Origin of the sequence: Gordonia sp. PP30, from assembly GCF_023100845.1 — a bacterium.
GTDB lineage: Bacteria > Actinomycetota > Actinomycetes > Mycobacteriales > Mycobacteriaceae > Gordonia.
The window spans coordinates 4,129,415-4,153,118 of record NZ_CP095864.1; the positions used below are offsets into that span (position 1 = coordinate 4,129,415).

26 protein-coding genes are annotated in these 23,704 nt (G+C 70.0%); 17 read left to right on the plus strand and 9 right to left on the minus strand.

Annotated elements, in window-relative coordinates; genetic code table 11:
• Positions 1 to 25 precede the first annotated feature (25 nt).
• The 5 genes from MYK68_RS19120 to MYK68_RS19140 all read left to right on the plus strand — a co-directional run bounded on the left by MYK68_RS19120 (position 26) and on the right by MYK68_RS19140 (position 5,142).
• Positions 26 to 1,279, plus strand: a complete 1,254-nt coding sequence (locus MYK68_RS19120; protein ID WP_247865317.1) for an acyl-CoA dehydrogenase family protein — start codon at positions 26 to 28, stop codon at positions 1,277 to 1,279.
• A 13-nt stretch (positions 1,280 to 1,292) separates the two neighbouring features.
• On the plus strand, positions 1,293 to 2,411 hold the full coding sequence (locus MYK68_RS19125; RefSeq protein ID WP_247865318.1) for an acyl-CoA dehydrogenase family protein: 1,119 nt from the start codon (positions 1,293 to 1,295) through the stop codon (positions 2,409 to 2,411).
• A 568-nt stretch (positions 2,412 to 2,979) separates the two neighbouring features.
• Entirely contained in the window at positions 2,980 to 3,438 is a 459-nt protein-coding gene (locus MYK68_RS19130) for an SRPBCC family protein (protein WP_247865319.1), read from the plus strand.
• A gap of 7 nt (positions 3,439 to 3,445) precedes the next feature.
• Positions 3,446 to 4,156, plus strand: coding sequence for a phosphatidylserine decarboxylase (locus tag MYK68_RS19135; protein ID WP_247865320.1), 711 nt, complete (start codon positions 3,446 to 3,448; stop codon positions 4,154 to 4,156).
• Entirely contained in the window at positions 4,153 to 5,142 is a 990-nt protein-coding gene (locus tag MYK68_RS19140; RefSeq protein WP_247865321.1) for a CDP-alcohol phosphatidyltransferase family protein, read from the plus strand. Before MYK68_RS19135 ends, MYK68_RS19140 begins: the two co-directional genes overlap by 4 nt.
• 153 nt (positions 5,143 to 5,295) lie before the next feature.
• On the opposite strand, the gene MYK68_RS19145 is transcribed toward MYK68_RS19140, so the two are convergent.
• Together MYK68_RS19145 and MYK68_RS19150 are read right to left on the minus strand one after the other, a co-directional pair.
• Positions 5,296 to 5,832 (minus strand): hypothetical protein, encoded by a 537-nt coding sequence (locus MYK68_RS19145; RefSeq protein WP_247865322.1) that lies wholly within the window; start codon positions 5,830 to 5,832, stop codon positions 5,296 to 5,298.
• Positions 5,833 to 6,077: 245 nt separating this feature from the next.
• Positions 6,078 to 6,494 carry a hypothetical protein gene (locus MYK68_RS19150; protein WP_247865323.1) on the minus strand — a complete coding sequence of 139 codons (417 nt, stop codon included), beginning with the start codon at positions 6,492 to 6,494 and terminating at the stop codon, positions 6,078 to 6,080.
• Between the two features lie 76 nt (positions 6,495 to 6,570).
• On the opposite strand from MYK68_RS19150, the gene MYK68_RS19155 reads away from it, so the two are divergent.
• From MYK68_RS19155 to mnhG, 6 genes are read left to right on the plus strand one after another with little or no spacing between them, the layout of a single operon-like run.
• On the plus strand, positions 6,571 to 9,462 hold the full coding sequence (locus MYK68_RS19155; protein ID WP_247865324.1) for a Na+/H+ antiporter subunit A: 2,892 nt from the start codon (positions 6,571 to 6,573) through the stop codon (positions 9,460 to 9,462).
• Positions 9,459 to 10,073 (plus strand): Na(+)/H(+) antiporter subunit C, encoded by a 615-nt coding sequence (locus MYK68_RS19160; RefSeq protein WP_247865325.1) that lies wholly within the window; start codon positions 9,459 to 9,461, stop codon positions 10,071 to 10,073. The genes MYK68_RS19155 and MYK68_RS19160 overlap by 4 nt, the downstream gene beginning before the upstream one ends.
• Positions 10,070 to 11,686 carry a Na+/H+ antiporter subunit D gene (locus MYK68_RS19165; protein ID WP_247865326.1) on the plus strand — a complete coding sequence of 539 codons (1,617 nt, stop codon included), beginning with the start codon at positions 10,070 to 10,072 and terminating at the stop codon, positions 11,684 to 11,686. The genes MYK68_RS19160 and MYK68_RS19165 overlap by 4 nt, the downstream gene beginning before the upstream one ends.
• Before the next feature lie 6 nt (positions 11,687 to 11,692).
• Entirely contained in the window at positions 11,693 to 12,490 is a 798-nt protein-coding gene (locus MYK68_RS19170; RefSeq protein WP_371307273.1) for a Na+/H+ antiporter subunit E, read from the plus strand.
• Positions 12,487 to 12,747 (plus strand): monovalent cation/H+ antiporter complex subunit F, encoded by a 261-nt coding sequence (locus MYK68_RS19175; protein ID WP_247865327.1) that lies wholly within the window; start codon positions 12,487 to 12,489, stop codon positions 12,745 to 12,747. Before MYK68_RS19170 ends, MYK68_RS19175 begins: the two co-directional genes overlap by 4 nt.
• On the plus strand, positions 12,744 to 13,103 hold the full coding sequence (gene mnhG, locus MYK68_RS19180; protein ID WP_247865328.1) for a monovalent cation/H(+) antiporter subunit G: 360 nt from the start codon (positions 12,744 to 12,746) through the stop codon (positions 13,101 to 13,103). The genes MYK68_RS19175 and mnhG overlap by 4 nt, the downstream gene beginning before the upstream one ends.
• A 68-nt stretch (positions 13,104 to 13,171) precedes the next feature.
• Here the strand turns inward: mnhG and MYK68_RS19185 are convergent, their stop codons facing one another.
• The 5 genes from MYK68_RS19185 to napA all read right to left on the minus strand — a co-directional run bounded on the left by MYK68_RS19185 (position 13,172) and on the right by napA (position 16,507).
• A complete protein-coding gene (locus tag MYK68_RS19185) occupies positions 13,172 to 13,714 on the minus strand; it encodes a lipoprotein LpqH (RefSeq protein WP_247865329.1) in 543 nt (180 codons plus the stop codon).
• A gap of 86 nt (positions 13,715 to 13,800) precedes the next feature.
• Positions 13,801 to 14,940 (minus strand): glutamate--cysteine ligase, encoded by a 1,140-nt coding sequence (locus tag MYK68_RS19190; RefSeq protein ID WP_247865330.1) that lies wholly within the window; start codon positions 14,938 to 14,940, stop codon positions 13,801 to 13,803.
• A 36-nt stretch (positions 14,941 to 14,976) separates the two neighbouring features.
• Complete coding sequence (locus MYK68_RS19195) at positions 14,977 to 15,534, minus strand: superoxide dismutase family protein (RefSeq protein WP_247865331.1); 558 nt, start codon at positions 15,532 to 15,534, stop codon at positions 14,977 to 14,979.
• Positions 15,535 to 15,579: 45 nt separating this feature from the next.
• Positions 15,580 to 16,101, minus strand: coding sequence for a LytR C-terminal domain-containing protein (locus tag MYK68_RS19200; RefSeq protein ID WP_247865332.1), 522 nt, complete (start codon positions 16,099 to 16,101; stop codon positions 15,580 to 15,582).
• An 88-nt stretch (positions 16,102 to 16,189) separates the two neighbouring features.
• A complete protein-coding gene (gene napA, locus MYK68_RS19205; RefSeq protein WP_247865333.1) occupies positions 16,190 to 16,507 on the minus strand; it encodes a nucleoid-associated protein NapA in 318 nt (105 codons plus the stop codon).
• Between the two features lie 164 nt (positions 16,508 to 16,671).
• Between napA and MYK68_RS19210 the strand changes: the two genes are divergently transcribed.
• The 6 genes from MYK68_RS19210 to MYK68_RS19235 all read left to right on the plus strand — a co-directional run bounded on the left by MYK68_RS19210 (position 16,672) and on the right by MYK68_RS19235 (position 21,472).
• On the plus strand, positions 16,672 to 17,262 hold the full coding sequence (locus MYK68_RS19210) for a peptide deformylase (RefSeq protein WP_247865334.1): 591 nt from the start codon (positions 16,672 to 16,674) through the stop codon (positions 17,260 to 17,262).
• A gap of 3 nt (positions 17,263 to 17,265) precedes the next feature.
• Complete coding sequence (locus MYK68_RS19215; RefSeq protein WP_247865335.1) at positions 17,266 to 17,898, plus strand: GNAT family N-acetyltransferase, cg3035/Rv0428c family; 633 nt, start codon at positions 17,266 to 17,268, stop codon at positions 17,896 to 17,898.
• Between the two features lie 35 nt (positions 17,899 to 17,933).
• Entirely contained in the window at positions 17,934 to 18,500 is a 567-nt protein-coding gene (locus tag MYK68_RS19220; protein WP_247865336.1) for a guanyl-specific ribonuclease, read from the plus strand.
• Positions 18,497 to 19,060 carry a barstar family protein gene (locus MYK68_RS19225; RefSeq protein ID WP_247865337.1) on the plus strand — a complete coding sequence of 188 codons (564 nt, stop codon included), beginning with the start codon at positions 18,497 to 18,499 and terminating at the stop codon, positions 19,058 to 19,060. The genes MYK68_RS19220 and MYK68_RS19225 overlap by 4 nt, the downstream gene beginning before the upstream one ends.
• The gene (locus tag MYK68_RS19230) at positions 19,060 to 19,866 is read left to right on the plus strand and encodes an exodeoxyribonuclease III (RefSeq protein WP_247865338.1); all 807 of its coding nucleotides are present in this window, start codon (positions 19,060 to 19,062) and stop codon (positions 19,864 to 19,866) included. Before MYK68_RS19225 ends, MYK68_RS19230 begins: the two co-directional genes overlap by 1 nt.
• A 244-nt stretch (positions 19,867 to 20,110) precedes the next feature.
• Positions 20,111 to 21,472, plus strand: a complete 1,362-nt coding sequence (locus MYK68_RS19235) for a SagB family peptide dehydrogenase (protein WP_247865339.1) — start codon at positions 20,111 to 20,113, stop codon at positions 21,470 to 21,472.
• Between the two features lie 34 nt (positions 21,473 to 21,506).
• On the opposite strand, the gene MYK68_RS19240 is transcribed toward MYK68_RS19235, so the two are convergent.
• Together MYK68_RS19240 and MYK68_RS19245 are read right to left on the minus strand one after the other, a co-directional pair.
• On the minus strand, positions 21,507 to 22,070 hold the full coding sequence (locus tag MYK68_RS19240; protein ID WP_247865340.1) for a transposase: 564 nt from the start codon (positions 22,068 to 22,070) through the stop codon (positions 21,507 to 21,509).
• A gap of 85 nt (positions 22,071 to 22,155) precedes the next feature.
• Positions 22,156 to 23,348 (minus strand): IS3 family transposase gene (locus MYK68_RS19245; protein WP_247865341.1). Its coding sequence is split into 2 segments (ribosomal slippage): positions 22,156 to 23,061 and positions 23,064 to 23,348, totalling 1,191 coding nucleotides; the frame shifts between segments, so codons are not numbered across the junction.
• Positions 23,349 to 23,704 lie beyond the last annotated feature (356 nt).

Genomic DNA, 23,704 nt, shown 5'->3' on the forward strand with positions numbered 1-23,704 from the left:
GGCGCCATGCTGTAGACAGAAAGGCATGCAGCTGCACTACACACCAGAGGAGGAGGCGTTCCGCGCCGAACTCCGGGACTACTTCACCACCGCGATCCCCGAGGACGTCCGCCGCCGCAACGAGGCCGGCGAGCCGAACTACCCCGACGACGTGGTCACCACCACCCGGGCGCTGAACAAGGCCGGCTACGCCGTGCCGCACTGGCCCGCCGAGTGGGGCGGCCAGGACTGGACGCCGGTGCAGCACCACATCTGGCGCGAGGAGATGGCACTCAACTTCGTGCCCGACCTGCTGCCGTTCAACGCCGGCATGGTCGGCCCGGTGATCGCGCACTTCGGCAGCCAGGAACAGAAGGAGAAGTTCCTGCCGAAGACCGCGAACCTGGACATCTGGTGGTGCCAGGGCTTCTCCGAGCCCGAGGCCGGCAGCGACCTGGCCTCGCTCAAGACCCGCGCGGTCCGCGACGGCGACGAATACGTGATCAACGGCCAGAAGACCTGGACCACGCTCGGCCAGTTCGCCGACTGGATCTTCTGCCTGGTCCGCACCGATCCGGACGTGAAGAAGCAGGCCGGCATCAGCTTCATCGTCTTCCCGATGGACACCCCCGGCGTCGAACTGCGCCCGATCAAGCTGATCGACGGCAGCTACGAGGTCAACGAGGTCTTCTTCAACGACGTCCGCGTGCCCGCCGAGAACCTGATCGGCGAGGAGAACCAGGGCTGGACCATCGCGAAGTTCCTGCTCGGGAACGAGCGCTCCGGAATCGCCCGGGTCGGCTGGACCAAGACCAAGCTGGCCCGCGCCAAGCGGCTGGCCGCCGAGATCCCCGCGGCCGGCGGCGGCGTGATGCTCGACGATCCGCTGTTCGCGGCCCGCCTCGCCGGCCTGGAGAACGACCTGCTGGCGCTGGAGATGGTGCAGCTGCGCGTCGTCGCGGCGTCGTCGGACGGCAAGCCGAACCCGGCGTCGTCGGTGCTGAAGCTCCGCGGCTCGCAGTTGCAGCAGGAAGCACTCGAACTGCTCAACGACCTGGCCGGGGCCGACTCGCTGCCCGTCGCGCCGATCGACGATCACGTTTCGACGGAGCTCAACGGGCGGGACGAGCCCAGCGGGCGAGACGAACTCAGCGGGCAGGAGGCGCTGGCGGGTCTGCTGAGCCCCGACTGGGCGGCCCACACCGCGCCCACGTACCTCAACTACCGCAAGGTCACCATCTACGGCGGGTCGTCCGAGGTGCAGCGGCAGATCATCGACAAGGCCGTCCTCGGTCTGTAGGCAGGGAAACATCATGGAATTCACGCTCTCCGACGAGCAGGTCATGCTCCGCGACACCGTGCGCGAGCTGCTGACCCGCACCTACGACATCGAGACGCTGCGCGCCGTCACCGACACCCCGCTGGGCTGGAGCCGCGACGTGTGGAGCTCACTCGCCGAGATCGGCATCCTGGGGCTGGTCTTCGACGAGCAGTACGACGGCATGGGCGCCGGCCCCGAGGAACTGGCCGTGGTGATGGGCGAGTTCGGTGCCGCGCTGGCGCCGGAGCCCTTCCTCGACGGCGTCGTCGTGCCCGGGCTGCTGGTCGAGCGCTCCGACGCCGACGGCGAGACCAAGAGCGCCGTGCTGGGCGCGCTGGCGAGCGGCGAACGACTCGCCGCCTTCGCGCATCACGAGCAGGGTGACCGCTGGCCGTCGTACGCGGTCGGTACCGCATTTGCAGGCGGAGTGATCGACGGGACCAAGACGCTGGTCGCCGCCGGGGACTGCGCGGACGTGTTCGTGGTGTCCGCGCGCGACGCCGACGGCACGGTCGGCCTGTACCTGGTGGAGGCCGATCAGGCGGGCGTGGCGCGCATCGGCTACCGGACGCACGACGACCGCCGCGGCGCGCAGGTGACCTTCACCGGTGCGGCCGCCACCCCGCTGCCGTCCGGTGACGCTTCCGCCCTGATCTCCGGGGTGCAGGTCGCGCAGCAGAACGCGCTGTGCGCCGAGGCGGTCGGGGCGATGACCAAGTCGCTGAACCTGACCACCGAATACCTGAAGCAGCGCAAGCAGTTCGGCGTCCCGCTGGCCGCGTTCCAGGCGCTCACGCACCGCGCCGCCGACATGTACGTGGCGCTGGAACTGGCGTCGAGCATGAGCGCGTACCTGACCGCGGCACTCGCCGAGGACAGCGCCGACGAGATCACCGCCTCCCGCACCAAGCTGCAGATCTGCCGGTCGGGCCGGCTGGTCGGCCAGGAGGCCATCCAGATGCACGGCGGTATCGGCATGACCGCCGAATACCCGGTGGCCCACTACGTCAGCCGCCTCACCGCGATCGGCCACACCCTGGGTGACGCCGACTCGCACCTGTCGATCCTGTCGTCGCGGCTGCGCGACTGGCCGATGGTGATGGTCGGCTGACCCCCCACCATCGGCTGAGCCGCCCACACACAGCCGGCTGAGCCGGTCGAGCCCGCCAGGGCGAGACCGTGTCGAAGTCACCCCCCGGAATCGCGCGCAATACCGTCAAGGCCGAGGTCGGGTGGCGGTACGGCGGGCGTGGTTTCGACCCGCCCATCGCCCCCAGGGCCCAGGCGGGTCAGCCGGCGGGATCGCGCTGCATGACGACGGCGCTGTGACGGATCACGCGTGCATATCTGGATCGTGGACCGTCAGGGTGCCGTCGTCGTGCGGCACCCCGCGCCGAACCGCGTCAGGTCATGCGGCCCGGGCCCGGGAAGGTCGCCGGGCCGGCCGCGGCGAAGGTGACCGATGAGTCGTACGGGGCGGAGACGGTCCAGTCGGCCGAGTCGTGTGCCCGGCGAAGACCGCACCGGAACGCAATGTGCTCACCCGCCCCCCGGCCACATCGATCCCGCTAACGCTGCCCCCGGACCCGGGCCTGTTCCCCGCCACGACCGGCGTCGAATAGGGTCATTCTCACGAGATCCCGCCGCCGGTTGCGGGACCGACACGAGGAGCACCGGAAATGCCCGCAGAACTCATCGAAGAGTCCATCGACATCGACGGCACCCCCGAGCAGGTCTGGGCCGTCGTCTCCGACCTGGCCCGCATGGGCGAGTGGAGCCCGCAGTGCAAGAAGATGCTCGTCCTCGGCGGCCCGGTGAAGGCCGGGACCCGGACGTTCAACCTGAACCGCCGCGGCCCGCTGTTCTGGCCGACCTCCGCGAAGGTCGTCATCTTCGAGCCGAACAAGGCGATCGGCTGGAAGATCACCGAGAACCGCACGGTGTGGAGCTACACGATCACCGAGCGCGAAGGCGGCGTCACCCTGACCGAGTCGCGCAAGGCGGCCGACGGCAAGACCACCGCGCTGTCGGGCTTCCTGGTCGACAAGGCGTTCGGCGGGAACGACGGCTTCGAGGCCGAACTGCAGACGGGCATGCGCGAGACCCTCGGCAAGGTCAAGCGCGCCGTCGAGAACTGAGCCCGACGTGGCACGACGCCCCGCACAGCCCGGTGACCGCACCGGGCCGGCGCACCTGCTCGACCTGATCGGTGAGACGGTGCCGCCGATCCACCCCGGCGGTCTGCCCTTCGTGGCCGGCGCATCGGCGGTCGCCCTGCTGGGCCGCAAACGCCCGTGGATCGCCCGCCCGGCACTGGCCCTGGCGGGGGCCAGCGCGTTCTTCTTCCGCCACCCGTCGCGGGTGCCGCCGACCACACCGGGGGCCGTGGTGGCACCCGCCGACGGCACCGTCGCGCTGGTCGACACCGCCGTTCCGCCCGCCGAACTCGGTCTCGGCGACGAGCCGCTGCCCCGGATCAGCACCTTCCTGTCGGTGTTCGACGTGCACGTTCAGCGGATCCCGATCTCCGGCCTCGTCGAATCCGTGCAGCACACGCCCGGCGAGTTCCTGTCCGCGGACCTCCCGGAGGCCAGCGATCGCAACGAGCGGACCTGCCTGCGGCTGCGCACCGGGGAGGGCGAGCGGCTGGGGGTGGTGCAGATCGCCGGCCTGATCGCACGGCGCATCGTGTGCGACGCCGCACCCGGCGACACGGTGACACTCGGCGAGACCTACGGCCTGATCCGGTTCGGTTCCCGGGTCGACGTGTACTTCCCGGCGGGTACCGCCGCGAAGGTCGCCGTAGGTCAGCACACCATCGGGGCGGAAACCGTCCTCGCGAAGTTGCCGCGATGACCCTCCCAGACGGCACCGGACGCGGCCGGCGGCGGATCGCCGGCCGCGGCGCGACCCGCCGGTCGTCGGCGCGGCAGCGCTCGGTCCGTTCCGGCGCCCTGCTGGTGCCGTCCGCCATGACCATCCTGGCGATCTGCGCGGGCCTCACCGCGATGCGTTTCGCCAACGCCCATCGAGTCGATTTGGCCCTGATTCTGCTGGTCAGCGCTGCCGTGCTCGACGGACTCGACGGCCGCGTGGCCCGCATGATGGACGCGAGCAGCAAGATCGGCGCCGAACTCGACTCGCTCGCCGACGCCATCAACTTCGGCGTCGTACCCGCGATCATGGTGTACGCGATCCTTCTGAACGGCACGTCCGACGTCGCCCGGAGCGTGTCGTGGGCGCTTGTGCTCATCTACTGCTCGGCGATCGTGCTGCGGCTCGCCCGCTTCAACACGCTGCTCGACGACGACGATGCCCCCGCCTACACCAAGGACTTCTTCGTCGGCGTGCCCGCGCCGGCCGCCGCACTGATGGTGCTGCTGCCGGTCGGCCTGCGCGAACAGTTCGGCGACGGTTGGTGGTGTGGCCCGGTCGCCGTCGGCTGCTGGCTGGTCTTCGTCGGGCTGCTCGCGGTCAGCCGCGTGCCGACGCTCAGCTTCAAGTCCGCCAAGCTCCGCGCCCGGGTGGTGGCCCCGGCGCTGATCCTGGTGGCCGCGGCCGCCGCGCTGCTGTTCACCTTCCCGTACGTGCTGATGATCGTGCTGGTCGGCGCCTATCTGCTCCACATCCCGTTCGCCTGGCGGATGCAGCGCTGGGTGTCGTCCCGGCCGGAGTACTGGGATGTCGCGGCCCGCGATCGCCGCCTGCAACGGCGCGACGACCGCCGCGCCGAGGTCGCCGCGGGAACCCGCCGCCGGGTGATTCCGGTCCGCAAGTCATCGGCGCGGCTCGGCCTGCGCCGCCCGGTCGCGGCGCCGCGCCGGGACGAGCACACGTCGTAGCAGCGGCCGCGCGCATCGGCAGCACTCGCGAGCGCTGCCAGTGCGACGAGCCGCTGCTACGACGATCGATCTCGAGAACCGGCGGCCGCCGACGCGCCAGACAGGCTCCGCCGGCCGCAAGCCGCGCCGCGTCGGAGCCGTCCCGCCGGGCCGTCAGCTGGACTGGCTCGGGGCCTGGGTCTGTCCGGGCGCGGGGGTCTGGCCGGGGGTCTCGGTCTGGCCCGGGGTCTCCGTCTGTCCCGGGTACTGTCCGCCGCCGCGGCCGTAGGGGCCGCCCGGGAACTGCCCGCGCGGCATGTCGCCGGGGTTCCGCCACCGGCCCTGACCGCCGAACTCCCCGCGCTCACCGCGCTCGATCATCATGTGCCGGCCGTGCTTGTCGCCGCCGTGATCACCGACCTGGTCGCCGGTGATGTAGCCCGCGCCGAACCCGATGAGGAACAGAGCGACGCCCGCGGCGACCGCGCCGCCGATGATCCAGTTCCGCTTGGTGTTGTCCGGCTTCTCCGCCGCGGCAGGCGCCGGCGCGGCGGCGACAGGCGTGGTGGCGACGGGCGTGGTGGACGCGGCCACCGGCTCGGTCACCGCGGACTCGGGCTCGGTCGGCAACGCCTCGGTGGGCTGGGCGTCGGCGGACTGGGCCGCCGTCGACTCGGAGTCGGTGGGCCCGGGGTTCTCGGGAGTCGTCATTCGGCTGGTCCTTCTCGTATTCGGGTATGCACCGATCGTCCGGCACGTCGGAAACCACTGTGCCCCGCGTTCCTGTCAGGTCGCTGTGAACGACGTTCCGTCTCACTGCAAGAACGTCCGCTTGTTCTGGGTTTGACTTCGACACGATCTCGCCCTTGCGAGCTCGATCGGCTCAGCCAGCTGCATTTCGGCTCAGCCGGCCGCATTCTCGATCGGCTCAGCCGGCTGCATTCGGCCCGGCTCCCCTAGAGCCGGGTCACCGAGTACATGATCAGACTCGCCTTGCCCTGGGCGGCGGCGGAGATGCCGACCGTCACCCAGTACGTCTTGCCGTCGGCCTCCTTCGAGTAGAGCACCGAGACCTCGCTGGACGTCTGGGTACGACTCGACTCGACGTAGCCGTCGTCGGTCAGCAGGCTCGACGCCTTGTCGAAGGCGTTGCCCTCGGTGGCCGGCGCCTGGACCTTCACCTCCCACACATCGTCGATCTTGGTGGCGCTCTGCACCACCCCGTCGACCAGCGGAACCTGCTTCGACGGGAAGTCCTTCGGGAGCGGTACGCCCTGGTGAGCGGGCTTGTCGTCGTGCCCGCACGCGGTGATCCCGGCCAGTGCCACCAGGACCAGCACGACCGCCATCAGGACTCTCCGCAAAGACGCCATGCCCTGAACGGTAAAGTAATCACCGCAACACCGCCCTCTGACACCCCGCCCGAACCCCGATGAGACGGAGTGGCTCTTGATCCAGGTCCTGCTCGCGCTGGGCATCGGTGCGCTGGCCGCGCCGCCCATCATGCGAGCCCTGGGGGCCCGCGGCTTCTACGTCCTGGCCCTGATGCCGCTCGGCGGCCTGATCTGGGTCCTGCTGAACTGGCCCGAGGGCGGTCATCCGGAGACCCAGACCATCAACTGGGTGCCCAGCCTGCACATGAACATCGTGCTGCGGTTCGACACCCTCGCCGCGGTGCTCTCCACGCTGATCCTCGGCGTCGGCGCGCTGGTGCTGGTGTACTGCGCCAACTACTTCGAGAAGATGCGGCGCCGCGTCGAGGTCTTCGGCGGCGAGCTGGTGGCCTTCGCCGCGGCCATGTTCGGCCTGGTGTGCAGCGACAACATGCTGGTGCTGTACGTCTTCTGGGAAGCGACGACGGTGCTGTCGTTCATGCTGGTCGGCTTCAACGCCGTCCGCGCGACGTCCCGCCGCGCCGCCACCCAGGCGTTGCTGGTCACGACCTTCGGCGGCCTGGCCATGCTGGTCGGCATCATCATGCTCGGCGAGCGCAGCGGCTACCTGCTGTCGGAAGTCCTCGCGCACCCGCCGGGCGGCGCCTACTCGGCGATCGCGGTAGCGCTGATCCTGGTCGGCGCACTGACCAAATCGGCCATCGTCCCGTTCCACTTCTGGTTGCCCGGCGCCATGGCCGCGCCCACCCCGGTCAGCGCCTACCTGCACGCCGCGGCGATGGTGAAGGCCGGCATCTACCTCGTCGCACGACTCGCCCCGGCATTCCACACGCAGGTCAGCTGGCAGGTGATCGTCGTCGGACTCGGTCTGCTGACCATGATCCTGGGCGGTTGGCGCAGCCTCCGCGAACTCGACCTGAAACTGATCCTCGCCTTCGGCACCGTCTCCCAGCTCGGCCTGATGATGGTGCTGGTGGGCGTGGGCGACGCGAACGTCGCGATGGCCGGGCTCGCGATGGTGATCGCGCACGCGCTGTTCAAGGCGAGCCTGTTCATGGTCGTCGGCGTGATCGACCACTCCACCGGCACCCGCGACATCCGGCGGCTGGCCCGCCTCGGACATCGCCTCCCGGTGCTCGCGGTGACCGCCGCCGTGGCCGGCGCCAGCATGGCCGGCCTGCCGTTCACCCTGGGTTTCGTCGGCAAGGAGGGTGCATTCGCCGCGCTCTGGGACACCGGCGCCTACCGGCCGTGGCTGGCACACGTCGTCGACCTCGCGGTGGTCGTGGGCGCGATCATCACCTTCGCCTACACCGCACGGTTCCTGTGGGGCGCCTTCGGCCGCAAGGTGCGCAGCCTGCCGACGCGCGCCGTCGCCCAGTTGCACCCGCCGACCGTGATGTTCCTGGTCCCGCCGATCCTGCTGGCCTGCTTCGGCGTGGTCGCCGCGTTCATCGCGCCGTGGATCGGCCACCACCTGGAGCCGTACGCGCACGAGCTGCCCGCCCACGGCCACCCGATCGAACATCTCGCGATGTGGCACGGTTTCGGGCTGCCGGTGATCCTGACGCTGGTGGTCTACGCGGCCGGGCCGGTGCTGTTCCTGGTGCTGCGGCGGATCCGCGACCAGCTGTTCGACCATCCGCCGAAGCTCAACGCCGACCACGCCTACGACGCGATCCTGCGGGCCGCCGACCGGTTGTCGCTGTGGGTCACCCGGAACACCCAGCGCGGCAGCCTGCCGATCACCCAGGGCGTGATCCTCTCGACCGCGGTGCTGCTGCCGGTCGTGGTGCTGTTCCTCGGCGCGCGGCCGTCGCTGCACCTGACCGGGTTCGACAATCCCGAGCAGATCGTGGTGGCCGTCGTCATCGTGACCGCCGCGGCCGCGGCCACCCTGCTGCGCAACCGCCTGGCCGGTGCGCTGACCGTCGGCATCACCGGGTACGCGTGCGGCGCGCTGTTCGCGATGTATGGCGCCCCCGACCTAGCGCTCACCCAGTTCCTGGTGGAGAGCCTGACCCTGGTGATCTTCGTGCTGGTGTTGCGCAAGCTGGCATCCGAGCCGCAACCGCGTCACAAGACCGGCTTCCGCGCCCTGCGCGCCCTGATCGCGGTGGCCTTCGGCGCCGCCCTGGTGCTGATCGGCGTCTTCGCCGCGGCCGCCCGGTCCACCACGCCGCTCGCCGTCGACCTCGCCGAGGCCGCCTACAAGTTCGGCCACGGCGGCAACACGGTGAACGTGCTGCTGGTCGACATCCGCGCCTGGGACACGCTCGGTGAGGTCTCGGTGCTGATCGTCGCGGCCACCGGAGTGGCCTCCATGGTCTTCCGGAGCCGCCGGTTCGGCGCCGCGCCGCGCATCACCGATGTGCTGCGCAGCGAGGCCGGGCTCGACGACGACGATGTGATCCCGGACCGGACCACCTGGCTCCGCGGCAGCGAGCTCGGCAATCCCGCGCACCGCTCGATGGTCCTGGAAGCCACCACGCGGCTGGTCTTCCCGACCCTCGTGGTGCTGTCGATGTACTTCTTCTTCGCCGGGCACAACGCCCCCGGCGGCGGTTTCGCCGGCGGCCTGGTGATGGGCCTGGCGCTGGTGCTCCGCTACCTGGCGGGCGGCCGCTACGAGCTCGGTGAGGCGCTGCCCGTCGAAGCCGGCACCATCCTCGGCGCGGGCCTGCTGGTCTCGGCGACCACCGCCGTCACCTCGCTGGCGCTCGGCGCCCCGGCCCTCAGCTCCGCGGTGATCGACCTGCACCTGCCGATCTTCGGCGACGTGCACCTGGTGACCGCGATGTTCTTCGACGTCGGCGTGTACCTGATCGTCGTCGGCCTGGTGCTCGACGTGCTCCGCAGCCTCGGCGCCCGCCTGGATCTGCCCGACGCCCCGGACGCCGGCACCCCGGTGGCCGCGGCCCCGGCGACCGAGGAGGCGGCGCGATGAACCTCGGACTGCTGATCGTCGCCGGCGTACTCGGCGCGGCGGGCGTGTACCTGCTGATGGAACGCAGCCTGGTCCGGATGCTGCTGGGCCTGATGCTGGTCGGCAACGGCATCAACATCCTGATCATCACCCTCGCGGGCCCGCCGGGGGTCCCGCCGATCCGCGGTGCCTCCTCCAAGGGCGCCGACACCCAGGCCGATCCGCTCGCGCAGGGCATGGTGCTCACCGCGATCGTCATCACCATGGGTGTGGCCGCTTTCGTGCTCGCGCTCACCTACCGGCTGTTCCTGATCAACCGCCGCGACGACGACGTGGAAGACGACACCGAGGACGTGAAGCTGCTGAAGGGCACCCTCAAGGACATGGGCGACCGCGACCGCAGCGACGACCCCACGACCGGCGCGGACACCGTGGCCGGCGACCTCTTCGACGACCGCGGCAACCCGCTCACCCCGGAGGAGTTCGCCGCGCTCCACCAGGGCGTCATCGAAACCGACCTGATGCCCGAGGACGCCGCCGTCATCGATCACCTGCCCGAATCCAGTCCCGACGAGATGCCCTCCGACGACGAGACCGGGGACGACGAGACCACCGAGGGGGAGCCCCGATGATCCCCCAGCCGTCCTGGATCCCCGTCCTGATCGCCATGCCGACGCTGGTGCCGCTGCTCGGCGCGGCGCTGACTCTGCTGCGCGGACGACATCCCCGCTTCCAGCGCGCGGTGACCGTCGGCGCCATCAGCGCATCGCTGATCGCGTCGGCGATGATGCTGTACCTGACCAACGTGCACGGCACCTTCGCCGTGCGGATCGGCGGCTGGGGCGGCAAGGGCTACCCGAACGGCCCGCTCGGCATCACGCTCGTGGTCGACCGGCTCGCCGCCCTGATGCTGGTCATCTCGACGACGGTGCTGCTGTGCGTCGTCTTCTACGCGATCGGCCAGGGTATCCGTGACGGCACCACCCAGCAGCCGGTGTCGATCTTCCTGCCGTCGTACCTGATCCTGACCGCGGGCGTGTGCAACGCCTTCCTGGCCGGCGACCTGTTCAACCTGTACGTGTCGTTCGAGGTGCTCCTCGCCGCCAGCTTCGTGCTGCTCACGCTGGGGGCGAGCGCCGACCGGGTGCGCGCGGGGGCGTCGTACATCATGGTCTCGATGGTGTCGTCGCTCATCTTCCTGGCCGGCATCGCGTTCGCCTACGCGACCACCGGGACGCTGAACCTGGCCGAGATGTCGGTCCGGCTGAACGACGCCGCCGATCCCGTCCCGTCCGGTGTGCGCAACGCGCTGTTCGCGGTCCTGCTGGTGGCCTTCGGGATCAAGGCCGCGGTGTTCCCGCTGTCGACGTGGCTGCCCGACTCGTATCCGACCGCCCCGGCACCGGTCACCGCCGTGTTCGCCGGCCTGCTGACCAAGGTCGGCGTGTACGCCATCATCCGCGCCGACACCCTGCTGTTCCCGGGCGGGAGCATGAACAATCTGCTGATGGTGGCCGGTCTGGCGACCATGCTGGTCGGCATCCTGGGTGCGATCGCGCAGTCGGACATCAAACGGTTGCTGTCGTTCACGCTGGTCAGCCATATCGGCTACATGATCTTCGGTATCGCGGTCGGGTCGGAGATCTCGATGTCGGCGGCCATCTACTACGTCGCGCACCACATTCTGGTGCAGACCACCCTGTTCCTGGTGGTGGGCCTGATCGAGCGGCAGGCCGGATCGTCGTCGTTGCGGCGGCTGGGCGGCCTGATCGCCAGCCCGGTGCTCGCCGCGCTGTTCCTGATCCCGGCGCTGAACCTCGGCGGGATCCCGCCGTTCTCCGGGTTCATCGGGAAGGTCGCGCTGCTGGAGGGCGGTGTGGCCGACGGTTCGGTGCTGGCCTGGATGCTGGTGGCCGGCAGCGTGATCACCAGCCTGCTGACCCTGTACGTGGTCGCGCGCGTCTGGACCAAGGCGTTCTGGCGGCCGCGGGCCGACGCCCCCGACGGCGACCGCGCCGACAGCACCCCGTCCGCGCTGGTCCTGGAGAGCACCGACGTCACTCTCGCCGAGCGCGAGGACGTCGGCCGGATGCCCGCCACCATGGTGCTGCCGACCGCGGCGCTGGTGGCCGTCGGACTCTGTCTCACCCTGTGGGCCGGGCCGATCTTCGGCTTCACCGATCGCGCCGCGGAGAACGTGCTCGACCGCCAGGTGTACATCGGCGCCGTGCTGGGAGGGGATTAGGCCGTCGTGAACACTCCGTACCCGGACCGCCCGCACCCGAAGCCGGTCGGCAAACGCCCGATCCCGGCGTTCTTCGGCATGCTGTGGCGGTCGGCCGTCGTCTATTTCGCGTGGCCGCTGACCACCGCGATCGTGTGGCTGTCGAATCACCTGCACATGCCGAAGTGGGCCGGCGCCGACCTCCGCGAATTCGGTGTCCGGTTGTGGGGCCTGGCGTGGCTGACCTTCGTCTGGGTGCTGCTGTGGGGCGACCCGACCTGGGGAAACATCGTGACGGGCGCGGTGATCGGCGCGATCATCATGATCGTGCTGCCGCTCCCGCGGGTGCCGGTCGAGGGCCGCATCCACCCGATCGCCGCGCTGCACCTGCTGGCGAGCCTGGTCTGGAACTTCTTCGTGTCGTCCGCGCAGGTGGCCTGGGCCGCGATCCGGCCGGGTCCGCCGCCGCTCGGCTGCGTGGTGCGCGTACACATCGCGATCAAGTCCGACCTGGTGCTCACCCTGGCCGTCGACTACCTCAACCTGGTCCCGGGCACCATGGTGGTGGAGATCGACCACATTCACCGCATGCTGTATGTGCACGTCTTCGACGTCCGCAAGCAGAGTCAGGTCGACAACTTCCGCAAGCAGATGGCCTACGTGGAGCGGCAGTTCATCAAGACCTTCGAGCGCGACAGCGAATGGCATCCGAGCCCGTACCACGGCATCGACGACGACTACCACCACGTCCCGTTCGCCGACCGCCAGCGCGTCGCCGCCGGGGAGGCCGACCGCAAGCACCGGAAGGACGGTGATCCGGAGTGAACGTCGTCTGGGCGATCAGCGGCGCCATGCTGTCGGTCGCGATCGTGCTCACCCTGTTCCGGTCGCTGCGCGGCCCCACCACCCTCGACCGCCTGGTCGGCATCGACACCCTGGTCGCCATGGTGATCTGCAGCCTGGCGGTGTGGGTGGCCGCGACCGGCGACACCACCATCGTCCCGGCCATCGTGGCGTTGTCGCTCGTCAGCTTCATCGGGTCGATCTCGGTGGCCCGTTTCCGAGTGAGGGACGACGAATGATCCGTGACATCGTCGCTGCCGCCTTCATCCTGACCGGCAGCCTCCTCGCCCTCACCGCGGCGCTCGGCATGGCGCGCTTCCCGGACACCCTCTCGCGGATGCACGCGGCCACCAAACCGCAGACCTTCGGCATGATCCTGGTGCTCATCGGCACCCTGATCGAGATGTCCGGCCACGCCGACAGCGGCATGCTGATCCTGACCGGACTGTTCGCGCTGATCACCGCGCCGGTGATCGCCCAGCGCGTCGGCCGGCTGGTGTACCGCGAGCAGCGCGGCGGCGAGCAGTTGCTCGACGAATCGCAGCTCTGCGTCCAGCGCCGCGACCCGAAAACCCCGTCCGAGCCCCTGACCTGATCCCCTCCCGAAGACCTGGGATCCGCGACCTCTACGAGGTCACCGCCGACGGACCTTCACGCTCGTCTTCAGTGGTCGTCGCAGGCGATCTCGACGCGCGCATGGCGGCGGCTCCCCGGATCGACGGCACTCTGCACCGTTCCTTCGATCACGAAGCGGTCACCGGCCCGGGTGACGGTCAGATCCTTCGGCAGCGGATCGGTGGACGAAAGCCTGGAACCGGCGATGTACGTGCCGCCCGAATCGGCTTTCACGCCCACGTACACGACCGTGTCATCGCTGTTCGACAACGTGACCGAGACGCTCGCGCCGTCGGTGGCGCCTGCCCCGTTGTACCCGAGCCAATCGATCTGCCGCTCACCGTCCTTCACGTCACAGCCGGTTGTCGAATGCTCGTACTTCTTCTGGTAGACCGTCTGGGTCTGCCCGTCGAGCAACACGACCGGGCCGTTCTGCGTCACCGCGGGATGCTGGTTCGCCGGAGATCCGGTGCCGTCGGAGCCGGATCCGCTGCTGCAGCCCACCGCCATCGCGGTCACCGCAATCAGTAGCGGGGTCCCGACCACGATGCGTGTCGCACGACGGATCCTGCTCACCTGACGCTCACTCATTCGGGGAACTCTACTGCTTGCCGACCCCGATCCTGTACCTCGAATCGACGATCGAGCATGGATTTAGTCGGTTCGGGCGACAGGCCCTAATCGAGTTCGGCGACGACCGAGGCCACCACGTCGCGCAGCGACCCCGTCGCCTCGTGCACCACGTGCTGCCGCTGGTAGCTGGCACCGCGTTCGACGATGTCGGACACCGAGGCCAGTTCGGCGGCACAGCCGAGGGAGTCGGCGACCGGGGCGAGGCGTTCGAGCAGGTCGCGCAGGTCGTCGGTGACCAGGCGCTCGTCGCACGCCGCGTTCTGAATGATGATCGCGTCCAGGCCGTAACGGGCGGCCCGCCACTTGTTCTCCTGGACCAGCCAGGGCGCCATCTGCGGCAACGACTCGCCCGCGTCGATCCGGCGCGAAAGGTCCACCACCAGGCAGTGGGTCAGCGCCACCAGACCGGCGAGTTCACGGCGATTGGACACCCCGTCGCAGACCCGCACCTCGATGGTGCCCAGGTGCGGCGACGGCCGGATGTCCCAGCGGATCTCGTTGAGGTGATCGATGATCCCGGTGGTCTTCTGGTCGTGCACGAAGGACTCGAACTCGGACCACTCCTGGAACTGGAACGGCAGGCCCGCGGTCGGCAGCTGCTGGAACATCATGGCGCGGTTGCTGGCGTAACCGGTCTCCTGCCCGGCCCACATGGGCGACGAGCAGGACAGCGCCAGCAGGTGCGGGTAGTACTGCAGCAGGCTGGTCAGGATCGGGAAGACCTTGTCGCGGCGGTCGATCCCGACGTGGACGTGGACGCCCCAGATCAGCATCTGGCGGCCCCACCACTGGGTGCGCTCGATCAGTTCCGCGTAGCGGTGCCCCTCGGTGAGCTGCTGCGTGGACCATTCCGCGAACGGGTGCGTACCCGCGCCGTACAGGTCGATCCCGAGTTCGCCGGTCAGCGCGCGAACCTCCTCGAGAGTCGCGCCGAGGTCGTCCATCGCCTCACCGACGGTGTGGCAGATGCCGGTGACCAGCTCCACGGTGTTGCGCAGCAGTTCCCGGTGGATCCGCGGACTGCGCTCCAGACCGCGCCGGGCGATCAGCTCGAACAGCGGATCCGCGGCGTTGACCAGGTCACGCGTCTCGCGGTCGACCAGCGCGAGTTCCCATTCGACACCGAGGGTCGGCTCCGGCGACGGCCGGAACTCGATCGGTTCGATGGGCGAAGCGGCACTCACGGGACGGCCCGTTCTGCTCGACGACGCCGCGCCGCGTCAGTTCGCCGTGATCACGCCGCAGGCGATCGGCGTGCCGCCGTCCACCACGACCATGGTCTTGTCGTTCAGGTCCGCGACCGTCACGCTCACGGTCTGGGTCACCGAGCCGGTGCCGTCGTCGCCGACGGAGAGACCCGGCAGCGAGCCGCCCGCGATCGCGTTGCCGGTGCCCGAGTAGGAGTCCTTGGCGTCGCAGGTGCCGCCGGAGCGGACCTCCACCTTGTGCTGGCCCTTCTTCATGCCGGTCACCCGGAGGTTGACCTTGGCCTGCGAACCGGCCGGCACGAAGCTGGCGGCGCCGACGCTGTTGCCCGAGGAGTCCGACAGCGAGACGGTGCCGACGGCCGAGCCCGGCGACGCCGGGATGTCGTCGGCGTTGATCAGATCGCCCGGGATCACCTGGTTGCCGGTGACCACGGCGGGCGTGGTGCCCTTGGCATCGGTCGCGTGCTCGTCCGGCGTGCAGGCCGTCAGCGCGACCGCGGCCAGGCCGGTCGCGGCGAGCGCGGCGAGGGCACGCGGGGTCGTGACACCGTGAGTCTGGCGGGCGGTCATGTCGGCTCCTTCGGGCTGAGGCTGAGTGGGAGGGGCTGGGTACGGCTACTGCGGATCAACGACGATGACGACGAGTTCGCCTTCGCAGCGGGTGAAGTTGACGGGGCGCGCGTCGGTGGAGGCACCGCCCGGGACCGCGTCGGCGACCTTCTTGGCGGCGGATTCCTCGCCGTCGCCATAGAAGACGGTGTTCTCGTTGACGCTACTGGTGCTGAGGTTGTCCGGCGCGGTGCCGATGGTGAAACCGGCGGCCTCGAGCTTGTCGGACACTTCCTTCGCACGGCCCTTGATGGTGCCGGCGTTCAAGACGCAGACCTTCGGCACGTCGGCCGCCTGGGTCGACGTCGTGTCGGACGGCTTCGTGCTGGCCGGCGCGGTCGTCGTACCGGAGGCCTGCTCGGTGCTCGCGACGCTCTGGCCGGCCTGCTCGAGCTTGTCCTTGCCGGATTCCTTGCCGCTCGATGCCGCGGAATGCCAGCCCAGGGCGATGAACACCACGGCGACGGCCAGCAGCAGCATGGCGCCGGCGCGCAGCGGCAGACGATTGGTTTCGCGGTCAGCTTTCATCACGGCAACCTTAACCCACGGGACCCGGCCATCGTTTCAAGAGGCTCGGGCGGACAAGGGAAACACGCTCGGGTGAGGCCGAAAGACCTCAGGTGATCTCGAAACCGAGGCGCCGGGCGGCCCGTGCCTTCTGCCGGGAGGCCCGCAGCCGACGGAGCCGCTTGACCAGCATCGGATCCGCGGCGAGCGCCTCGGGCCGGTCGACCAGGGCGTTGAGCACCTGGTAGTAGCGGGTGGCCGACAGCCCGAAGAGCTCCTTGATGGCGTCTTCTTTGGAGCCGGAGTACTTCCACCACTGGCGTTCGAAGCCGAGGATGTCGTGCTCGCGGCGGGTGAGCCCGTCGGCGCCGACCTCATGCGGATCGGGCTGCGACGACTGCTGCTCTGCGGCTGCGCCGTTCGACACCGGTTCGCCTCCCCTTTCTGCCCTGGTGAGTGTGTTTCCACGCCGCGCGGGCCGGACGCCCGGACGGGCGAATGACGGCGGTGTGGTTCGCTGAGTATCTAATCACGCCCGCCCGGCCCCGGCGCGGGGACGCACCGGTGCGGCGCCCAGTACAGTCCATATTCATGGCGATTCTCCCCATCTGCATCTACGGCGAGCCCGTCCTGCACCACCCGACCACGCCGGTGGAGCTCGACGCCGACGGCAAGCCGTCCGCCGAGATCGTGGCCCTGCTCGACGACATGTACGAGACGATGGACGCGGCCAACGGCGTCGGCCTGGCCGCGAACCAGGTCGGCCGCGACCTGCGCATGTTCGTCTACGACTGCCCCGACGGGCCGGTCCGCCGCCGCGGCGAGGTGATCAACCCGGTGCTGACGACGTCGGAGATCCCGGAGACCATGCCCGATCCGGACAGCAACGACGAGGGCTGCCTGTCGGTCCCGGGCGAGGGTTTCCCCACCGGCCGCGCCGACTGGGCCAAGGTCACCGGCGTCGACCGCAACGGCGATCCCGTCGAGATCGAGGGCAACGGATTCTTCGCCCGGATGCTCCAGCACGAGACCGGCCACCTCGACGGCTTCCTGTACGTCGACGTGCTGATCGGCCGCAACGCGCGCGCCGCGAAGAAGGCCATCAAGCGCAACGGCTGGGGTGTTCCCGGTCTCACGTGGCTGCCCGGAACGGTCGCCGACCCGTTCGGGCACGACGACTGAGCGATGGATCCGCTCGCCGGTGACCGCATCGTCGTCCGCTATCGCCTGGGCGAGGGCGGCCCGGGAGACTGGCGGCCGGCACCGAACCCGGCACTCGAGCGGTCGCCGTCGTTGTCGGATCTGACCGGGATCCTGGTCGACGAGACGGCGGATGCGCTGCTGGTCGAGCGCGACGGAACGGTCGAGCGGCTGCCCCGCGCGGCGATCACGTCGATCCGGCAGTTGTCCCGGCGGGTCGTGCGCAATTCGGCGATCCGGGACGTCGAACGCGTCCTCACCGAGGCGGCACCGGCCGCCGAACGTGACGAGTTCGACGGCTGGACGGTCTCGGCCGATCCGGGGTCGACGGCACTGCGCGCGAACACCGCGGTGCCCCTGGGCCGCGAGGCCCGCGCCGCCGACGTCGGCCGGGTACGCAACTGGTACACCCGGCGCGGCCTGAGCGCGCGCGTCGTGGTGCCCGAGCGACTGCTGCGGACCGCCGAGATCGCCCCGCGGCCCGGCACCGAATACGAGGTGCTGGTCGACGACGCCGGTGCCGCCGTCGAGGTGCCGGGCGACGACCGGGACGCGCGGCGGTCGTGGCGAGCCCGCGGATACGGCCTGCACCACACTTTTCAGGTACTCGAGCTGTAGCCCGGTCCGGCCGGTCGCCTACGGTGGACCCGAACATGACTGATCCCGTGCGCACCCCGAACCCGCCCGACCGGCGACGACGCCTGCTGACGTCCGTCGCGGGTCTCGTCGTGCTGATCGCCATCGTCGTGGCGGCGGTGTGGCTGAGCGAATCGGGCGGGGACGGCGCGGCCAAGCAGGCCGTCGCGACGTCGACCAGTTCCGTCGCGGGCACCGGGGCGTCGAGCAAGGCGCCGAACACGACGGCGCCGAAGAAGAGCACGCCCGGCAAGACGCCGAAGCCGACGAGCCGGACCGCCACCCCGTCGGCGCAGGTCCCGGCGCGCGTGACCCGCACTCTCGCCCTGATCGACGCCGGCCGCTGGCCCGACGAGGCGACCCCGGGCACCAAGGGCGGGACCAACTTCGGCAACTTCGAGGGCCGGCTGCCCGCGACCGGCGCTCATGGGCAGCGCCTGCGCTTCACCGAGTGGGACGTCAACGCCAAGCAGCCCGGACGCGGCCGCGACGCCGAGCGGATCATCACCGCCGACGACGGCTCGGCCTGGTACACGCTCGACCATTACCGCACCTTCATCAAGATCCGGGGACCGTCGGCATGAGCACCACGCTGAACCGCTTCCTGCACGCCACCCGCACCGGCGGCCCGGCCGTCGCGGTGACCACGGCGCCGGTCACCCCGTCGATCGACGTCCAGCATCGGCTGGTGGTGCGACGGCTCGACGGCGCCCTGATGCGCACCACCGACGGCCTGTTCGGCGAGTTCGCCGAAGCGTGGGACTTCCCCGGGTATTTCGGCTGGGGCATGGACGCCTTCAACGACTGCATGACCGACCTGGACGGGCACCCGGCGCCGCTGGTCACCGCCACCGGTTCGGTGCCGGGCGGTTTCCTGACCGTCGTCGAGCACGCGGAGCAACTGCTGGCCGACGCGCCGGACCGGGTCTTCACCTGGTTCGCGCAGTCGCAGCCGCAGTACCGTGACAGCTACCGCACGCCGTACGCCGACAACGCGGACCGTCCCGCAGCACTCGAGTACGCGCTGGTGCTGCGGACCACGCCGGACCGGCTCGGCGCCGTGCGCCGGCGGTGGACCGCGGCCGGGACGCCGACGGTGCTTCTCACCCATCCCGCCGAGCCGGACGCCCCGGGGGATCGCTGATGCGCATCGCCACCTGGAACGTGAATTCCATCCGCGCCCGCAGCGAGCAGGTGGTCGCGTGGATGACGCGGCACGCGATCGACGTGCTCGCGCTGCAGGAGACCAAGTGCCACGACGACCAGTTCCCGGTGATGAGCTTCCTCGCCGAGGGCTACGACGTCGCCCTGCACGGTGAGGGCGGCTACAACGGCGTGGCGATCGCGTCCCGGGTCGGCCTGAGCGACGTCCACCGCGGTTTCGACGGCCAGCCCGTGCCACGGCCCGGCGCGGCACCGGAGGCCCGCGCGATCTCGGCGACCTGCGGCGGGATCCGGGTGTGGAGCCTGTACGTGCCGAACGGCCGCGCACTCGACGACCCGCACTTCCCCTACAAGCTCTCCTGGCTCGACGCCCTCTCCGGGGTGACCGGCCTGGAACTCGGGCACGACCCGGCCGCCCAGGTGGTGCTGGCCGGCGACTGGAACGTCGCACCCACCGACGACGACGTGTGGGATCCCGAGTACTTCGCCGGACGCACCCACGTGACCCCCACCGAGCGGGCCGCGTTCGCCCGGTTCGGTGCCGCCGGATTCGTCGACAGCGCCGCGCCGTTCGCCCCCGGTCCCGGCGTGTACACCTTCTGGGACTACACGGCGGGCCGCTTCGCCAAGAACGAGGGCATGCGCATCGACTTCGCCCTCTGCTCCCCCGCGCTCGACGACCGGATCTTCGACGCCTTCATCGACACGGATGCGCGCGCCGCCGCCGGTGCGAGCGACCACGCCCCGCTGGTCCTGGACGTTTCGTCGCCGGGCTTCGGCGACTGAGGCATCGCAGGGTCGGCCCACGCTCGGCTGCACGGTTCTCAGACCGTCGTATCTGTTGGTCGCCGACCAACAGAAGTGACAGTCCCAGGCCGCTCAGGCTCTCGCCCCTGGCGGGCTCGACCGGCTCAGCCGGCGCGCGGAGACCACCGGCTCAGTGGCGGGCGAGGTCGCGCGCCGAGCCGTCCGCCGCAACCCAGACCCCGCGCACTCGGGGCCTTAGGTAAGGCTCGACTAATCTAGTCGTATGACGTCCAGCCTCACCGACGCGGAGTGCGTCGTCTACGCGTGGCAGCCACCCGCGAGCGCGGTGCTCGGCTCACCCGGGACCGCCACCCTCCTGCCGTCGGGAGAACGCCTCACCGGCCTGACCGGGAAGCAGGGCGCGGCGCTCAAGGCGCTCGGGCGCGGACCGGTCCGCTTCGACACCGAGCCGCCCGGCGACGTAGCCGAACTCCTCGACCGGCTGCTGAGCAGCGGCGTGCTCACCGTCGACGTCCCCGGCGAGTACTCGATCCGGCCGTTCCGCGCCGCCCCCGGACCGCGCCCGGCGCCCACCGCCCCGGGGAGTTCCGCGCTGTCGAAGTTCACCGTGTTGCGCCGCGACGGCGACCGGCTGGTCGCGGAGAACCCGCGCGCCTGGTGCGACGTGGTGCTGACCGGACCGCGCGCCATCGCGATCGTGACGGGTCTCGCCTCCGGTGACGACGCCCTCACCGCGCGCCTGTGGACCGATCTGCGCTGGACCGGTCACGCCGTCGGCGAGCCGGCCGAGGAAGACGTGGCCCTGTCCACGGCGGGCTGGCGGCCTCACGAGCTGTGGTTTCACCGCCGCAGCACCGTCGGAGACCGCGGCACCGCGTGGGGCGACTTCGGGCCCACCAAATGGGCCGACGGACGCTTCGAACCGCTCCCCGCGCGGCCGGAACCGTACCCGGGTGCCCCGCTGCCGCTGCCCGCACCGGACCTGCACGACCGCTACCGGAACGACCCGCCGCTGGCCGCGGTGATCGACGACCGTGTCTCCACCCGCAGCTTCGACGACGACCACCCGCTCACCGCCGCGCAGCTCGGCGAACTGTTGTACCGCTGCGCGCGCACCCGGTCGGTCCGTACCGTCGGCCCCGACCGGCCGGTGCCCGAGGAGCTCCCGTCGCGGCCGTATCCGTCCGGCGGGTCGCTGTACGAGCTCGAGGTGTATCCGGTGATCCGCAACGTCGACGGCATCGCGCCGGGCATGTACCACTACGACTCGTTCGCGCACGCCCTGGAACCGGTCGCCGGGTTCGACGACGACGCCGTCCAGCGGCTGCTCGCGCCCGCGGCGTACACCCTCGCCGACCAGAAGCAGCCGCAGGTGCTGCTCGCACTCGCCGCCCGCACCGGCCGCCTGATGTGGACCTATGAGTCGATGCCCTACGCGGTGATCCTCAAACACGTCGGCGTCCTGACCCAGACGCTGTACCTGGCCGCGACCGCGATGGGTCTCGGTGGCGTCGCCCAGGGCTACGGCGACACCGCCGCCTTCGCCGACGCCACCGGTCGCGACGAGCTCGCCGAGTGCATCGTGGGCAGCTTCGTCGTCGGATCGCGGAGGGAGTCGTCGTAGGCCGGGGGTCGTTTCGACGCTTCTATGTTCGTTGTCAAGCGGCAGCGGGGAGCTGGTGGTCGTGGGTGCCGCTGATTGCGTGTGTGGGGCCGTGTTCGAGGAGTTTGAAGATCTCGCGGGCGATGTAGCGTTTGAGGAGTCGATCGATCGCGCGTGGGGTCTTGCCGTCGGTGGTGCGTTTGGTGATGTAGTCCTTGGTGCGTTGATCGTGACGTTTGCGGGTCAGGGCGATGGTGTGCAGGGCGGAATTGAGTTGTCGGTCGCCGCCGTAGTTCAGTCGCCACGCCAGTGATTGGCCGCTGCCGATCGGTACGGGACTGGCTCCGGCGATCGAGGCGAAGTGGGCCTGGCTGGCGAACCGGCCCGGGTGCGACCAGACCGTCAGGATGCGGGCGGCCGTTACTGGCCCGACGCCGACGACGGCGAGCAGCTCGGGCCGCCAGGAGGCCACGACAGCGCGCAGACGCCGCTCGTTGGCCGCCAGGGCCTTGTGGCATTCGATGATCTCGTCGGCCAGATCGGTGGCCGCTGCCACGGCGATCGCTGAGTGCCCGGAGCCGGTGAGGCCGCCGTCGGCGATGGCTCGGATCTGGGTCATTGTCAGCTTCTTGCCGGTGTCTGCCACCAGGCCCAGGGTCCGCACGATCGCGGGGACTGCTGCACGTTTAGGTGACAGGTTGTAGTCACGCTGCGAGAGCGACGCTGTTGGTCATGATGGTCTCGAATTCGATGGGCGTCAAACGGCCGAGGCGGGCTTGCCGGCGGCGGCGGTGGTAGGTCCGCTCGATCCAGGTGACGATCGCGGTGCGCAGCTGTTCTCGGGTGGTCCAGGAGCGGCGGTCGAGGACGTTCTTCTGCAGCAGCGCGAAGAAGCTTTCCATAGCGGCGTTGTCTCCGCTGGAGCCGACTCTTCCCATGCTTCCGACCATGCGATGACGGGTCAAAGCGCGCCGGAATTTGCGGCTTCGGAATTGAGACCCCCTGTCCGAATGCACCACACAGCCGGCGACATCGCCGCGCATCGCGACGGCGTTCTCGAGCGCTCGGACGGCCAATCGGGACCTCATCCGAGAGTCGATCGAGTACCCGACGATCCGGCCACTGAACGCGTCCTTGATCGCGCAGAGGTACAGCTTGCCCTCCGCGGTCGGGTGCTCGGTGATGTCGGTCAGCCACAGCTGGTTCGGTGCGTCCGCGGCGAACACGTGCCGTGTCCGGCCGTGCTCGTCGACGACGGCGCAGAGGTCGTCGTGCACGGGCGGGCCGGGCTTGCGAGCCTTGCTGCGCTTGGGTTTGCCGAACGCGCTGAACCAGCCGTTCGTCGAGGCGATACGCCACGCAGTCCGGTCCGCCATCGCCTCGCCGTTGCCGCGGGCCTCGTCGGCCAGGAGCCGGTGCCCGAACTCAGGGTCGTCCCGGTGGGCGTCGAACAGAGCGTTCGCGCGATAGGCCTGCACCACCTCGCTCGGGGTGATGGGGTTGGCCAGCCACCGGTAGTAGGGCTGGCGGGAGAGCTTCAATACCCGACACGTCACCGTCACAGGAACCCCTGCGGCGGCGAGCTCGGTCACGAGCGGGTAGAGCCTTTTCCCGGCAGATTCGCCTGCGACAGATACGCCGCCGCACGGCGCAGCACCTCGTTCTCCTGCTCGAGGAGCCGGTTCCGTCTGCGCAGCTCACGGATCTCCGCGGACTCGGTCCGAGACTGACCCGGCCTGGCGCCCTCATCGATCTCGGCTCGACGCAACCACTTCTGCAACGTCATCGGATGGACCCCGAAGTCTTTCGCGATCTGCTCGATCGTCACTCCAGGTTCACGGTTCTGAGCGACGCGAACCACGTCGTCACGAAACTCGGACGGGTAGGGCTTGGGCACGATGGCCATCCTTCCAGGCCCACCCTCCCAGGCAAGCCAGATCAGATGTCACCTATCCGTGCAGCAGTCCCTACTGGTCACAGCGGACCTCCCTTGACTCATGTCCAGCACTTTCGACAGGGACGGGTCGTCCGCTATCGGTCGGTGCCGGTCAACCGCAAACGGCTGCGGCGAGACAGGTCTCTAAGGAGTCACGCTGGACGGGCTTCTATTCAGTCATCGCCGCAGAGGGCGACCGGCACCGGCCCCGCCGGGTGGACAAGTCGAAACCCAGCCAGCCCAGCACCAAAGCCAGACGGCAAGACACGGAGTAGCCACACCCGGCCAGGCCGGTACCAGCATCCCTCAACCGACTC